This is a genomic window from Thioalkalivibrio sp. ALJ15 (assembly GCF_000383695.1).
Taxonomy (GTDB): Bacteria; Pseudomonadota; Gammaproteobacteria; order Ectothiorhodospirales; family Ectothiorhodospiraceae; genus Thioalkalivibrio.
Window position 1 is genome coordinate 262,894 of the sequence record NZ_KB912058.1, and the last position, 13,652, is coordinate 276,545.

Sequence of the window (13,652 nt, forward strand, 5' to 3'; positions counted from 1 at the left end):
GGATTATTGGGAAGTCATGTGGGGCGCGCGCTCGTCCCGGTCGTGGGGCTCCAGGACTACCTGCATCAGGTCGACACGCTGGTGCTCGAAACCGACTTCGCAGTAGGCGAGGTAGTAGCGCCACATGCGGAGGAAGTCGGGCGAGTATCCCAGGGCCTCGATAACGGGTTCGGCATTACGCACCTCGCGATCCCAGCGACGCAGGGTTTCGGCGTAGTCCTGCCCAAAGAACTGCTGATCGCCGATCGCGAGGCCCGCCTGGCGGGCGGCGGCGTTGAAGCGGGGGACGGACGGCAGCATCCCGCCCGGGAAGACATACATCTGGATGAAATCGGCGTTGTTGCGGTAATACTCGAACGCGGCTTCGTCGATGGTGATGACCTGCAGTGCGGCGCGCCCGCCTGGGCGCAGGCAGGCACGCAAGGTCTCGAAGAAGCTGGGCCACCATTGCTGTCCGACCGCCTCGAACATCTCGATCGAGACGACGTGATCGAACTGGCCGTGCAGATCCCGGTAATCCTGCAGGCGCAGTTCGACACGGTCGGAGAGACCGGCCCGCTCGATCCGCTCGCGAGCGTAGTCGAGCTGCTCTTGCGACAGGGTAATGGCTGTGACCTGATGGCCGCGACGCGCGGCGAGTTCGGCAAAGCCGCCCCAGCCGCACCCGATCTCGAGGATGTGGGACCCGGGGGCGGCGTCGAGTTGATCCAGCAGGCGCTCGTACTTGCGCTCCTGGGCACTTTCCAGTGCCTCGTCGCCGCGGCTGAACAGGGCCGCGGAGTAGCTCATGCTCGGATCCAGCCACATGCGATAGAAGTCGTTGCCTAGATCGTAGTGGAAGCGGATGTTGGCACGACTGCCGCGGCGGCTGTTGCGGTGCCACCAGTGGCGCAGGGCGTCGAATTGACGCTGGACCACGGGGCGAGCCGCAAGATCGGCCAGTGCCGCCTCGTTGTCGGTGGCGAGGTGCAGCAGGCCCTTCAGGTCCGGCGTATTCCAGTCCCCCGCAATATAGCCCTCGGCAAAGCCGAGATCGCCGTGGCGCAGGATGCGCAGCAGCGTCCGCCAGGGCCGCTTGAGGTGCCAGATCACTTCACGTCCGGGTTGCTCGCCTTGTACGACCTCCCGTTCCCCGCGTGGGCCGACCAGCGTCAATTGTCCCTGCTCGAGACCGCGCAGGGCCCGGGCGATCAGTTGCAGGGCCCAGTGCCGACGGGTCGCGAACCCGGTCGTCGCGCTTCCTTGTTCGACGGACATCAATGCATCTCCTTTTGCGGCGGCGCAGGGCGCGGGTGGTAGCGTCCGCCGCGCAGCCAGATCTTGAGTGCCTGCCAGTGAATCAGTGGCAGGACCTTGAGGGTCATCCAGGGCTGGTTCATCAATGCGGCCAGCAGCGTTCGGTCGGCAAAGTCGCGCAGGCGGCCGTGCTGGGTTGCGACCAGGAATGGTGAACCCGCCTGGGTCTCGCGGATTGCCAACCGCACGGTGGCCCCGCGTTCCAGCCGTGCGGGCGAGATGGTGAAGGCGTAGCGCGCATCCATGTCGATGAACGGGGATACATGAAAGGCCTTGTCCTTCTCCTGGCGTACCGGCGTGGTCATGGTGCACCCGCCTTCGTGCAGCAGGTAGTGGTGGTGCTCGCCGAAGGTGTTGCGGACTTCCAGCAACACGCCACGCAACCCGCCATCCGCGTGATAGGCGAACCAGGCGCTGAGCGGGTTGAACGCGTGCCCGAATACGCGCGGCATCGCGAGCAGGTGGATCGTGCCGCCCGCGAGCTCAATGCCGTGCTCCGCGAGACGGGACTCGATCCAGGGCCGCCAGGGGCGACCGTCGCGGGGGCCGTGGTCGCGGGTATGCAGGCTGAACAGGTTGAAACGATTCAGGGAGAAAGCGCGGCAGCGGGCCGCGGTGGCCTCCAGGCGATCAATGTCGAACAGCGCGGCGATCACCGTATAGCGAAAGCGGTACGCCGGCGCCGCAATGCGCTGGTGCACAACCGATGTGTAGACGAGGGCCGCGTCCATGCCAGCGCCTCAGGCATCCTCGGGGCGCGCAGCCGGTGCCGCGGTCGGCGTCGCGCCACCGCCGTTGACCGGCTCCGAATCCACCGCCACCGGCGCGGGTGTAGCACTCGGCGTGGAGTCCCAAGGGGGCGCGATGCCCATCGCCTCGCCGATCGCGACGGCGGAGCGCAGCCCGTCCTCGTGGAAGCCGTCGCCCATCCAGGCCCCGGCGAAATGGAGTCCGTCCTGGCCCTGGCGGTCCATCAGGCGCTGGCGTGCGATCTCGGCGGGGGCATCCATTACGGGATGTTCCCAAAGGTGCTCGCCAAGCACTGCGGTGGGGTGGGGCTCGCGCCAGGGGTTCAGGCTGATCACGTAGTCGCGGCGACGTTCCAGGTTGTGCAGGCGGTTCATCCAGTAGGAGACCGAAACCCGTTCACCAGGCTGCGTGGTGCGTCCGCTCAGGTAGTTCCACGAGGACCAGACGCGGCGTGAGCGGGGCATCAGGGTGGCGTCGGTATGCACGATGGCGCGGTTTTCCTGGAAGCGGCAGTCCGCCAGCAGGCCGTCGAGCGCGGGCATGGTTCGCCCCAGGAGGCGGCGGGCGTCGTTCGCATGACAGGCGAACACGACTCGATCGAATCCCTCGGAGCGCTCCGCGGTCAGCACACGCCACTGGCCGCCTTCGGGGATCACGGCGCGGACGGCCTCGTGGATGACGCTACGCGGCTCGAGCCGCGCGGCGAGGCGCTGCACATATTCGCGGCTGCCACCGCGCACGGTGCGCCACTGCGGGCGGTCGCGCAGGTCCAGCAGCCCGTGGTTGCGAAAGAACCGCAGGAAACTCGCGGACGGGAACTCGCGGATGGACTCCGGCGGCGCGGACCAGATCGCGGCGGCCATCGGCAACAGGTAGTCCTCGATGAAACCCTGGCCAAAGCGGTGCCGCGACAGAAAATGGCCCAAGGTGCCCTGCGGCGTCTCGCCGCGCTCGAACAGTCGATGCCCCAGGCGGTTGAAGCGCAGGATGTCGGCGCCCATACGCAGAAAGCGCGGGCTGAGCAGGTTGCGCCGCTGCGCGAACAGGGTGTTCAGGTCGCTGCCGGCGTATTCCACGCCGTGGGGATGCCGGGAACAGGAGAACGACATTTCAGTCGGCTGGGTCGGCACGCTCAGGTCGCGAAAAAGGCGGGTCAGCAGCGGGTAGTTGCGCTCGTTGTACACCACGAAGCCGGTATCGAGGTGCGTGGGGCCCTCCGGGTCGGATACCTCGATGGTGTGGGCGTGACCGCCCAGTTCGGGCGCCGCCTCGAACAGGCGCACCTGGTGACGCGACTGCAGGATCCAGCCGCTGGCCAGCCCGGCGATGCCGCCGCCGATGACGGCGATGCGAGAGGTGCTCATGATGACGGTTCCGATTCCATCAAAGGGTGATGTACATCTTATACAATACCTGTACAATGCCTGCAAATGGTCGTCGTCCAGAATACGGCGCACAGTGAGCCCCGCACAGCCCGGGGCGCGGAGGGTGCAGCGATGCGTAGGGGTAGTCGGTTGCTTGTGGTGATAGAGCTGTTGTGGGCAGGCCTGACGTCCGAGGACCGGCGTTTGCGCGCCGCGATCGAGGCCGCGTTATGAACGACACCGCCCAGACCATGAGCGGCTGGCCTGCCGAGGTGCGCCAGGCACTGGTCGAGCACGAGGTCGTCGCGATCACCTCCGGGCTGTCCGATGTGCGCGATGCTGTGGCCCTGCTGGATGCAATGCTGCCCGGTCGCTGGGTGCGCCTGGAGTGGGGCATGGGCTCTGCTCACAACCGCGAGCAGTTTCATGCCCTGCAGCAGGCGACCGGGGCCGATGTATTGCCCTATTTCGTTGCGCGGGACGGTGCAATCGGGGGGCTCCCCGAATTGCGTGAGTACCTCGGTGCGCGGGCTGTCGCGGCCGGGGCTAACAGAGGTCCGCGTGACGTCGCGGAACGGGTAGGGCAGACGCAACAGTCCCAGGAAGCCTCGGCACCGATGCTTCAGGTGCTGGGATACGGAGGTCTGATCCCCTTTGTGGTCCTGGGCTTCGGGGCCTGGATGGCCCAGCCGGAATGGCAGATTTTCGCGCTGGAGGCCCTGGCGTTTTATGGTGCCGTCATCCTGTCGTTTCTCGGAGCGATCCACTGGGGCCTTTACCTGGCGGATCGTGAGCACCGGGTGGGCCCGCTGTCGGCACCCGTGTGGGCGGTGGTCCCGGCGATCCTCGCCTGGCTGGCGTTGCTGCAACCGCTGCCCGAGGCGCTGATGACCCTGGCCGCGCTGTTTTTGGGGGCGCTGTGGGTGGACCGGTTGAGCCTGCGTGGGCGGCCGTTGCCGCGCGGGTACCTGGGACTGCGCATGGCGCTGACTGCGGGGGCTATCGTTTCGCTGGCCTCCGGGCTGGCCGTTATCATGGTGCGCTGACGCGCCCGCACGCCCCTAGGAATGCCGAAGATGGCACAGAACAAGGACCTATCGATGCAAGCAGATGCCCGTACCGCGGACGAACCCGTGACCAGCGCAGCCGATGGGCGGCCGCTGCCGGCCCCCGAGGCCCTGGCCCGTCATTATCGCGAGATCCTCGCCGGCCTGAATGAAGACCCGAACCGCGAGGGTTTGCTGGATACGCCGATGCGGGCGGCCAAGGCGATGCAGTACCTGACCCGGGGCTATCACCAGGACCTCGACACGATCGTCAACGGCGCGCTGTTCAGCTCCGACAACGACGAGATGGTGCTGCTGCGCGATATCGAGCTGTACTCGCTGTGCGAACACCATCTGCTGCCGATCATCGGCAAGGTGCATGTCGCCTACCTGCCGAATGGCAAGGTGATCGGCCTCTCCAAGATCGCGCGGATTGTCGATATGTTCGCCGCGCGCCTGCAGATCCAGGAAAACATGACGCGGCAGATCGCCGAGGCCCTGAAGCAGGTCACCAATGCCAAGGGCGTGGGCGTGGTCGTGGACGCCAAGCACATGTGCATGACCATGCGCGGGGTGGAGAAGCAGCACTCCTCGATGGCGACGTCGGTGATGCTGGGTGCCTTCCGCGAAGATGCGCGTACCCGTCGCGAGTTCCTCAACCTGATCCACGGCTCCCGCGACTGAACCGCTGGCGGCGGGGCCCTGAACCGGCGAACCGGCGTCGAGTGATTACATCGGGCGCAGCGGGATACTGAACGAGATGTAGTTGACCCCGGCCATGCGCAGGTGTCGCACATCCTGCGCGAGGCTATTCAGCAGGTACAGCCCCAGTTCGCGCAGGGACTGCTCGTCGTTGTGACCCCATTGCCGGGCCTTGCGCAGCGAGGCCTCGTCGACTTCGGCTGCCGCACTGCGGTCGATCATCTCCACCGCGAGGTGTTCGCCCTCGCGTTCCAGACGGACATCCACCGGGCGGCTGCGCCCCGGCTCGCTGGCGGCCTGTTCGGACAGGTGCATGAACACCTCTTCCAAGGCCACCTGCAGCTTGACGGACTGCTTCTCCGGCAGACTCAGGCTCTCGCCGAACTCCCGCGCCATGGCCTGGATCTGCGGCAGGGATTCGGCCTCGGGCGCGAAGGTACTGCGGCGTCGTGGGCGCGGGCGCAGGTTGAAGATCAGGCTGATGGCGACCGCGACGGTGCCGCCGGTGGTCACGCTGTTGTTCATGAACGGCCCCAGCGCGTCCGGGATCAAGTGATGGAAGAACAACTGGTTCTGGAACAGGAAGCCGGTGGAGAACGCCACGCCGATGATCAGCCCGCTCTGGTAGCTCAGGCCGTCCTGTGCGCACAGGCGAATGCCGGCCACGAACAGCAGCGCCAGAAGGATCAGCAGGAAGGCTCCGAAGACCGGGCCGGGGAGCGAGATCATCACCATGTTGAGTTTGGGGATGAGTGCGACCAGGGCGAGGAAGCCGGCGAAGTAGTAGCCGACGCGCCGCGCAGCCATGCCGGTCAGCTCGATCGAGGACACGCCGATCCCGTAGGTGGTGTTCGGCAGCGTACCCAGGCCGCCGGCGATCATGTTGCCGACCCCGTCCGCATAGAGGCCGCCGCGCACGCGGTCGTAATCAACCTTGCGCGGGGTCCGGTGGGAGTTGCGTTGCGCGACCATGGTGTCGCCCACCGACTCGACCGATCCGACCAGCGTGACGATGATGAAGGTCAGAAGTAGTGTGAACCAGGCGGTCGAGAACTCGAAGTTGAAGCCCGGCCATTCCAGTGGCGGCAGACCCAGCCAGGCGGCGTCCGCGACCCTGGAAAAGTCCGTGATGTTGAATGCAACCGCCACCGCGACGCCAACCCCGAGCCCGATGATGGGTGCCCAAAGGCGCAGCATGCGACCGCCGAAGATCGCCAGCAGGATGGTGAACCCGAGCGTAAACAGGGCGACGACCAGGGCGCGCCAGGTGCCCTCGTACTCGCCTTCTCCATGCATCATGTCGGCCGTGGACGGGATCACGGTCAGCACCAGCAGCATGATCACGACCCCGCTGACGGTCGGCGTTATGATGCGCCGGAACAGGCCCAGGTAGCGGGCGAACAGTAACTGTGCGGGTGCGGACAGGATGGCCAGCGTCGCGACCAGCGCCATGCCGCCGACCATGGCCGCCTCGATGCCGACGGCCAGATACGCGGTCGAGGTGCCCATGAAGATCAGGTAGCCCGAACCGACCGGCCCGACGCGACGAACCTGGACCAGCGTGGCGAGCGCACTGCCGATGAGTGCGGCAAAGACGGTCCACTGGGTGGCGGCCAGGTCGAGGCCGATGGTGCGCGCCAGAATCAGGGGCGCGAGGATAATGGTCGGGGCGACCAGGATCAGACTCTGAAGGGCGCTGAGCGCGCATTTCCCGACCGGCGGATGGTCATCCACCTCGTAGAGAATCTTCGATTGCGAGGGTTCGGTCATTGCATCACCGCGTGGGGAGCACGAAAGCGCCGAATCGTATCAGGGTAAGGGGGGAGTGACCGCGCAGGCGTGAGTCAGGCGTTGGCCCGCGCCGACCCCGGTCGTGGGCCCGGACAAAAAAATGGCCCGGTGGGAGTCCGGGCCGAACGTTCAGACAACCGTGTGATGGAGTCTTCTAGTCTGAACGGCGGAACTGCGGCGGCCGTTGCCAGGCGCCGATTTTTCCGCTCTTGCCTCGGTGGACAGGGGTGTTGCCCACAGGTTCCTTCCGGATTCGGGCATCACGCGAACGCGTTCACACTTTGCGGCGCGTAGAATGGTTTCCATGCGCGGAGTGGAACAGATTCCCTGGCTTTATGACGCCCTGATGGGGCTGGCGGACGCGCTTGGTTTCCGTGGCTGGCGCCGGCGTCTCGTCGTGAGGGCACGGGGTCGCGTCCTCGAGCTGGGCTGCGGCACGGGCCGCAATCTTCCTCTGTATTCCGACCCGACGCAGCTCGTCGCGCTCGATCCAGACCTGGCGGCCCTGCATCGGGCACGTGAACGCGCACCCGGGGCGCTTTTTGTGGTCGCCCGGGCCGAGGCATTGCCATTTGCCGATGGACAGTTCGACACGGTCGTCTCGGGGCTGGTGTTCTGTTCGGTTCAGGACCCGGAGCGGGGGCTGGGGGAGATCCTCCGTGTGCTGGGCGCCGAGGGCCAGTTGCGCATGCTCGAGCACGTGCGGCACCGGCGCCCGAGCCTGGCCTGGGTACAGGATCGCGTGCAGCCGACCTGGACCTGTGTGACCGGGGGCTGCCACCCGAACCGTGATACCGAGGCCGCGGTGGAGCGCGCCGGGTTCGCGATCGAGGCAGAGGATCGCGAGTCGCGCGGGGTCATGCGGCGCTTCGTGGCCCATCCAAAAAAATTCGAGGCGAACTCTAAAGTCTGAGCATGCGTGGTCGTCACCCCGGGAGAGCCAGGTCCGATTTGGTGTTAATTACACCCGGCGGGCTGGCTCTACATTCGAATCAGGAGTGAACGATGGACGCCAGTGCGATTGCCAGCCAGGCCACGCAGATGAGCCAGCAGAGTATCGCAGCGCAAAAGGATGTGGCGGTGCAGAAGAAGGCCATGGAATCGGAAGAGATGGCGGCACAGGGCCTGTTGCAGGCCATGCCGAACATCAGCGAGATGCAGGCGACCTCCCAGGGCCTGCCCGACCACGTGGGCAATAACGTCGACACGACCGCCTGATTGCCCATACGGTCACTCAGGGGAACACTGATCAGTGGTTCCCTTAACGCCCCGCCGCAGCGCCCCGGTGGGGCGTTTTCGTTGATGGGGCCTGTACGGTCCGTCTGATCAGGTGGTCTCGGAAGCCTCGGCGCGGGATTCGTCGGCAGCGGGCTCCGGCTCGGTCGCCGTGTACTGGTCGATCCAGTTCTTGGCGGCGATCAGCAGGCCCATGGCCATGAACGCGCCAGGCGGCAGCAGGGCCAGCAGGAAGCCGTGCTCGGACGGGAAGATCTGGATGGTCATCGCGTGGCCCCACTCGCCGAACAGCAGGTGGGCGTTGTCCATCAGCGTGCCCTGGCCCAGGACCTCGCGCAGTGCGCCCAGCGCAATCAGTACGCCGGTAAAGCCCAGCCCCATCATCAGCCCGTCCAGCGCGGCGCGCGGGACCGAGTTGCGCGAGGCGAAGGCTTCGGCGCGGCCGATAATCGCGCAGTTGGTGACGATCAGCGGGATGAAGATGCCGAGGATCAGGAACAGGCCGTGGAACCAGGCGTTCATCGCCAGCTCGATCGCGGTCACGATGGAGGCGATGATCAGCACGTAGACCGGGATGCGGATCTCCGGGCGGGCGTGGCGGCGGATCATCGAGACCAGCACGTTCGACAGCAGCAGCGTCAGGGTGGTCGCGATGCCCAGCCCGATGGCGTTGACCATGGTGCCGGAGATTGCCAGCAGCGGGCACAGGCCGAGCAGCTGGACCAGGCCCGGGTTGTTGTTCCACAGGCCGTCACGAATGATGTCGGTCAGGGTCGGGTTCATCGGTCGTCCTGTTCCGAGTACATGGATCAGTCGTTCCCTATCGGTTCGACCACCGCACCTTCCTCTTCCTCCGGCGAGGTCGAGAGCAGGTCGTCGCGGTAGTCGTCGAAGTATTCCAGTGTGCGGCGGACGGCGCGAACCACCGCACGCGGGGTAATGGTGGCGCCGGTGAACTGGTCGAACACGCCGCCATCGCGGCGCACCGCCCACTCGCCAGGCTCGGGGTCGCCCAGGGAGCGGCCTTCGAAGCCATGGATCCAGTCGGAGCGCTCGGCCTCGATGGCATCGCCCAGCCCCGGCGTCTCGCGATGGCTGGAGACGCGCACGCCGAGCAGCTCGCCGTCGCGGTCGACGCCGATCAGCAGATGGATGTCGCCGCTATAGCCGTCGCGCGCGACCGCCGAGAACACGATGCCCATGACATTGTCGTCTGCGTCGCGGGCGAACCACGCCGGCAGGTTGTCGCCTCCCAGACGCTCGTCGCTCAGGGCCATCGTGTCGTGCACCGGGTCATTGGCGTAATCGAGATCGCCGGTGAGCTCCGCGATGCGGTTGCGATTGACTTCCATGCGGTTGTCCGCGATGCGCGCCTCGGTGCCTTCCTGCACCAGCGCGACCAGCCCGGCGCCGGCCGCCGCAAAGCCGGCCAGCAGGACGGTGGCGATCAGGATGTCGCGCGGTTTCAGGTTAAGCATGACCGTCGCCTGGCGGCGGCCCGCCGCGGCTGCGCCCGAAGACTCGGGGTCGCGTCAGGTGGTCGAGCGTCGGGGCGACCATGTTCATCAGCAGCACGGCAAAGGCGACCGCGTCCGGGTAGCCGCCCCAGGTCCGGATCACGAAGATCAGCACGCCGATCCCGGCCCCGTAGAGGATGCGGCCGAGCGGGGTGGTGGAAGCGGAGACCGGATCGGTGGCGATGAAGAACGCGCCGATGATGACCGCCCCGGAGAACACGTGGAAGGCGGGCGAGGCGAACGAGTCCGGGTCCAGCAGCCAGAAGAAGCCGGCCGGGATGGCCACGCCCAGGATGACCGCCACCGGGATGTGCCAGTGGATGATACGGCGGAACAGCAGGTACAGCCCGCCGAGCAGGAAGAAGTTGCCGACCCATTCCCAGCCCGTCTCGGTGAAGGTGCCGAACAGCGGGCTGGCGGTGATCTCGCCCACGGTTCGCCCGGAGACCAGCCCCTCACGCATCGCATCGAGTGGTGTCGCGCGCGTGACCGCGTCCCACGCCTGGGCGCCGGGGAGGCTGCCGGTCAGGACGGTCTGCAGGGTCTGCAGCAGGCTCAGCGGGGATTCCGGCAGCGTGCTGGGGGCCGGCCAGAGCGCCATTTCGCGCGGGAACGAGACCAGCACGACGACATAGCCGACCATCGCGGGGTTGAACGGGTTGTAGCCCAGCCCGCCGTACAGGTGTTTGGCGACGATGATCGCGAACGCGATCCCGATCAGCGTGACCCAGAACGGCGCCAGTGGCGGGATCGCCAGCGCGAACAGCCAGCCGGTAACGATCGCGGAGTTGTCCGCCAGCGTGGCCATGACGGGCCGCTTGCGCGCGGCGACCATCGCCGCCTCGAAGGCCACCGCGAACAGCACGCCCAGCAGCACGTTGACCAGCACGCCCCAGCCGAAGAACCAGGTCATGGCCAGGGTGCCGGGCACCAGCGCCATCAGCACCTGCTGCATCACGCCGCCCACGGAGTGCGCCGGGATCACATGGGGAGAGGATTGCGTACGAAAGCGCATCAGCGGCCGTCCCCGTCCCGGGTGTTGTCTGTCGTGGAGGTTTCCTCGCCGGTCGTCTCCGAGCCGGACGCCGGATCGCTGTCCGTCGCGGACTCTTCCGCACGGGCGGCCTTTTTCTTCTGGGCGCGTTCCAGTGCCGCCTGGATCGCGGCCTGCTTGTCGCCGTCGGCTTCCTTGTTCTTCAGCGCGGCCTTCTTCTTCGCCAGACGTTCGGCCTTCTCGCGCTCCTCGCGCTCGATGCGCTCCTGGCGGAACTCGTAACGCTCGCGCGCGATGTCCGACTTGTGGCGTTCCTTCTCCCGCGCCCAGATCTCGTTCTTGGCATAGCGGTAGTACTGCACCAGCGGGATGTTGCTGGGGCAGACATAGGCGCAGCAGCCGCATTCGATGCAGTCGAACAGCCCGTAGTCCTGGATCGCGTCGAAGTCCTTCGCCTTCGCCTGCCAGTAGAGCTGTTGCGGCAGCAACTGGGCCGGGCAGACGGCCGCGCACTCGGCGCAGCGGATGCAGGGCATGACCGGGCCGGGTGCCGGCGTGTCCTGGGGACGTGTGGCGAGCAGGCAGTTGGTGGCCTTGATCACCGGGATGGAGTCGTCATGGACCGCGAAGCCCATCATCGGGCCGCCCATCACCAGCCGGTCGACGCCTTCGGCATAGCCGCCGGCCGCCTCGATCACGTCGGCGAACGGGGTGCCGAGCAGGGCCTCCACGTTGCGCGGGTGTTTCACGCCGGGGCCGGTGACCGTGACGATGCGGGACAGCAGCGGGCGGCCCTGGATCACCGTGTCGCAGATCGCCTTGAAGGTGCCTGGATTGTGGCAGACCATCCCGAGATCCGCAGGCAGGCCGCCGCTCGGGACCTCCTGGCCGGTCAGTACCTTGATCAGCTGGCGCTCGCCCCCGGTGGGATAGATCGAGGGGACCGATACCAGCTCGATCAGATCGCGCAGCTCGGGGGGCAGGGTCTCGGTCAGCGAGCGCATCGCCTCCGGCATATTGTCCTCGACCGCGAACAGCACCCGCTCCACGCCCAGCAGGCGGGCGGTAATGCGAATCCCTTCGAACACCGCCTCGGGGGCGGTGCGCAGCAGCATGTCGTCCGCGCTGATGTAGGGCTCGCACTCTGCCCCGTTGACGATCAGTGTGTGGATGCGCTGGCCGGCGCGCGGGTTCAGCTTGACCGCTGTGGGGAAGGCCGCGCCACCCAGCCCGACGATGCCCCCGGCGCGCAGGCGCTGGCGCAGCGCGCGCAGGTCGCGGGTGTCCCAGTCCAGCCAGGGTTCCATGCGGGCATCGCCCCATTCGTCGCGCCCGTCGGGCTCGATCACCACGCAGGGGGCATTGAGGCCCGAGGGATGAGGGACGGGGTAGAGGTCGATATCGACCACCTCGCCGGAGGTGGGTGCGTGTACGTGGGCGGCGATGTAGCCCTTGGACTGGCCGATGCGCTGACCCTTGGTCACGTGGTCGCCGACCTGGACACAGGCCTCGGTCGCCTCGCCGATATGCTGGCCGAGCGGCACCGTCAGTTTTGCGGGCACGCCCATGACCAGCACCGGTTCGGCGGTACTGGCGTCGGTCTCGTCGGCCAGTTTCAGGCCTCCATGGAAGCGGTGCAGCTGCATCGGCGTATTCTAACGTTTCGCGGGTGCGGGGCTTAGTGCCCGCTGCGCGAGACGTCCGCAATCGCGTGTATGGGCCGCTCGATGGGCGAGGGTTCCGGCTCCGCCCAGCGCCACTCGGTGATATCGGTCTGGACCGGCACCATGTCGATGCAGTCGACTGGACAGGGTTCGATGCACAGTTCGCAGCCGGTGCATTCCTCCTCGATCACGGTATGCATCTGCTTGGCTGCGCCCAGGATGGCGTCCACCGGGCAGGCCTGGATGCACAGGGTGCAGCCGATGCAGATGTTTTCGTCGATCACCGCGACGGCCTTTTCCTGTTCCTCTTCTTCCAGCGGGGTCGGCTCGCGGTCCAGCAGGTCCGCCAGCGCCTGGACCGTGGCCTGGCCACCGGGCGGGCAGCGGTTGATGTCGGCCTCGCCTGCAGCGATCGCCTCGGCATAGGGGCGGCAGCCGGGGTAGGAGCACTGGCCGCACTGGGTCTGTGGCAGCAGGGCGTCGATCTGGTCGACGACCGGATCCGCCTCGACGCGAAAGCGCTGTGCGGCAAAGCCGAGGATCAGTCCGAACGCGGCGGCCAGACCGCCGATCGCGAGGATGGCGTAGACAACACTCACAGCCGCACCAGTCCCGAGAAGCCCATGAATGCCAGCGACATCAGGCCCGCGGTGACCATGGCGACCGCGCTGCCGCGAAAGACCACGGGCACATCGGCCACCGCGATGCGCTCACGAATGGCGGAGAACAGGATCAGCACCAGGGAGAAGCCGACCGCGGCGCCGAAGCCGTAGAGCGCGGATTCGACGAAGTTGTGCGCCTCCTGGACGTTCAGCAGGGCCACGCCCAGCACCGCGCAGTTGGTCGTGATCAGCGGCAGGAAGATGCCCAGCACGTTGTAGAGCAGCGGGCTGGTCTTGCGCACCACCAGCTCGGTGAACTGGACCACGGCGGCGATCACGAGGATGAACGCGATGGTGCGCAGGTACTCGAGCCCCAGTGGGGTCAGCAGGTATTCGTTGATCACGTAGGAACTGACCGCGGACAACGTCAGCACGAAGGTCGTGGCCAGGCCCATGCCGGTGGCCGTCTCGACCTTGCGCGAGACCCCCATGAACGGGCACAGGCCCAGAAACTTCACCAGTACGAAGTTGTTCACGAGGATCGTACTGATGAGGATCAGGACGTATTCCACGTTAATTCCGAGTCGTCAGGTCAACAAAATAGTATCAGGGACTGCTTATCCCGACTCAACCCTTCCGGGGCGCTGGTTTTGCGTGGGAGCGGGCCTGCCCGCGAAGCCCCTGCAATAG

Annotated in this window: 14 protein-coding genes; 4 read left to right on the forward strand and 10 right to left on the reverse strand. The window is 66.6% G+C overall.

All coding sequences use genetic code 11. From position 1 onward, the window contains the following. Nucleotides 1-3 precede the first annotated feature (3 nt). The 3 genes from G015_RS0108035 to G015_RS0108045 are packed head-to-tail and all read right to left on the reverse strand — an operon-like array spanning nucleotide 4 to nucleotide 3,410. Nucleotides 4-1,257, reverse strand: coding sequence for a cyclopropane-fatty-acyl-phospholipid synthase family protein (locus G015_RS0108035; RefSeq protein ID WP_020146440.1), 1,254 nt, complete (start codon nucleotides 1,255-1,257; stop codon nucleotides 4-6). Next, a complete protein-coding gene (locus G015_RS0108040) occupies nucleotides 1,257-2,027 on the reverse strand; it encodes a DUF1365 domain-containing protein (protein ID WP_020146441.1) in 771 nt (256 codons plus the stop codon). Before G015_RS0108040 ends, G015_RS0108035 begins: the two co-directional genes overlap by 1 nt. Nucleotides 2,028-2,036: 9 nt before the next feature. Next, nucleotides 2,037-3,410, reverse strand: coding sequence for an NAD(P)/FAD-dependent oxidoreductase (locus G015_RS0108045; RefSeq protein ID WP_020146442.1), 1,374 nt, complete (start codon nucleotides 3,408-3,410; stop codon nucleotides 2,037-2,039). Between the two features lie 230 nt (nucleotides 3,411-3,640). On the opposite strand from G015_RS0108045, the gene G015_RS0108050 reads away from it, so the two are divergent. Together G015_RS0108050 and folE are read left to right on the forward strand one after the other, a co-directional pair. Then, the gene (locus G015_RS0108050) at nucleotides 3,641-4,456 is read left to right on the forward strand and encodes a DUF3429 domain-containing protein (RefSeq protein WP_020146443.1); all 816 of its coding nucleotides are present in this window, start codon (nucleotides 3,641-3,643) and stop codon (nucleotides 4,454-4,456) included. 30 nt (nucleotides 4,457-4,486) lie between these two features. Then, nucleotides 4,487-5,140, forward strand: coding sequence for a GTP cyclohydrolase I FolE (folE, locus tag G015_RS0108055; RefSeq protein ID WP_018138378.1), 654 nt, complete (start codon nucleotides 4,487-4,489; stop codon nucleotides 5,138-5,140). 45 nt (nucleotides 5,141-5,185) lie between these two features. Here folE and G015_RS0108060 read toward each other — a convergent pair whose 3' ends face one another. Then, nucleotides 5,186-6,928 carry a uracil-xanthine permease family protein gene (locus G015_RS0108060; protein ID WP_018138379.1) on the reverse strand — a complete coding sequence of 581 codons (1,743 nt, stop codon included), beginning with the start codon at nucleotides 6,926-6,928 and terminating at the stop codon, nucleotides 5,186-5,188. Nucleotides 6,929-7,253: 325 nt separating this feature from the next. Here G015_RS0108060 and G015_RS0108065 point away from each other — a divergent pair, with 325 nt between their 5' ends. Both G015_RS0108065 and G015_RS0108070 read left to right on the forward strand, forming a co-directional pair. After that, nucleotides 7,254-7,862 carry a class I SAM-dependent methyltransferase gene (locus G015_RS0108065; RefSeq protein WP_018174139.1) on the forward strand — a complete coding sequence of 203 codons (609 nt, stop codon included), beginning with the start codon at nucleotides 7,254-7,256 and terminating at the stop codon, nucleotides 7,860-7,862. A gap of 92 nt (nucleotides 7,863-7,954) precedes the next feature. Next, on the forward strand, nucleotides 7,955-8,167 hold the full coding sequence (locus G015_RS0108070; RefSeq protein WP_018174138.1) for a YjfB family protein: 213 nt from the start codon (nucleotides 7,955-7,957) through the stop codon (nucleotides 8,165-8,167). A gap of 108 nt (nucleotides 8,168-8,275) precedes the next feature. Here G015_RS0108070 and G015_RS0108075 read toward each other — a convergent pair whose 3' ends face one another. The 6 genes from G015_RS0108075 to rsxA are packed head-to-tail and all read right to left on the reverse strand — an operon-like array spanning nucleotide 8,276 to nucleotide 13,534. Then, nucleotides 8,276-8,968 (reverse strand): electron transport complex subunit E, encoded by a 693-nt coding sequence (locus tag G015_RS0108075; protein WP_020146444.1) that lies wholly within the window; start codon nucleotides 8,966-8,968, stop codon nucleotides 8,276-8,278. A 26-nt stretch (nucleotides 8,969-8,994) separates the two neighbouring features. After that, on the reverse strand, nucleotides 8,995-9,663 hold the full coding sequence (gene rsxG / locus G015_RS0108080) for an electron transport complex subunit RsxG (RefSeq protein ID WP_018174136.1): 669 nt from the start codon (nucleotides 9,661-9,663) through the stop codon (nucleotides 8,995-8,997). Continuing rightward, on the reverse strand, nucleotides 9,656-10,717 hold the full coding sequence (rsxD, locus tag G015_RS0108085) for an electron transport complex subunit RsxD (protein ID WP_018994018.1): 1,062 nt from the start codon (nucleotides 10,715-10,717) through the stop codon (nucleotides 9,656-9,658). Before rsxD ends, rsxG begins: the two co-directional genes overlap by 8 nt. Then, entirely contained in the window at nucleotides 10,717-12,342 is a 1,626-nt protein-coding gene (rsxC, locus tag G015_RS0108090; protein WP_020146445.1) for an electron transport complex subunit RsxC, read from the reverse strand. Before rsxC ends, rsxD begins: the two co-directional genes overlap by 1 nt. 32 nt (nucleotides 12,343-12,374) lie before the next feature. Then, nucleotides 12,375-12,959, reverse strand: coding sequence for an electron transport complex subunit RsxB (rsxB, locus tag G015_RS0108095; RefSeq protein ID WP_020146446.1), 585 nt, complete (start codon nucleotides 12,957-12,959; stop codon nucleotides 12,375-12,377). After that, the gene (gene rsxA, locus G015_RS0108100) at nucleotides 12,956-13,534 is read right to left on the reverse strand and encodes an electron transport complex subunit RsxA (protein ID WP_017925285.1); all 579 of its coding nucleotides are present in this window, start codon (nucleotides 13,532-13,534) and stop codon (nucleotides 12,956-12,958) included. Before rsxA ends, rsxB begins: the two co-directional genes overlap by 4 nt. Nucleotides 13,535-13,652: the final 118 nt, after the last annotated feature.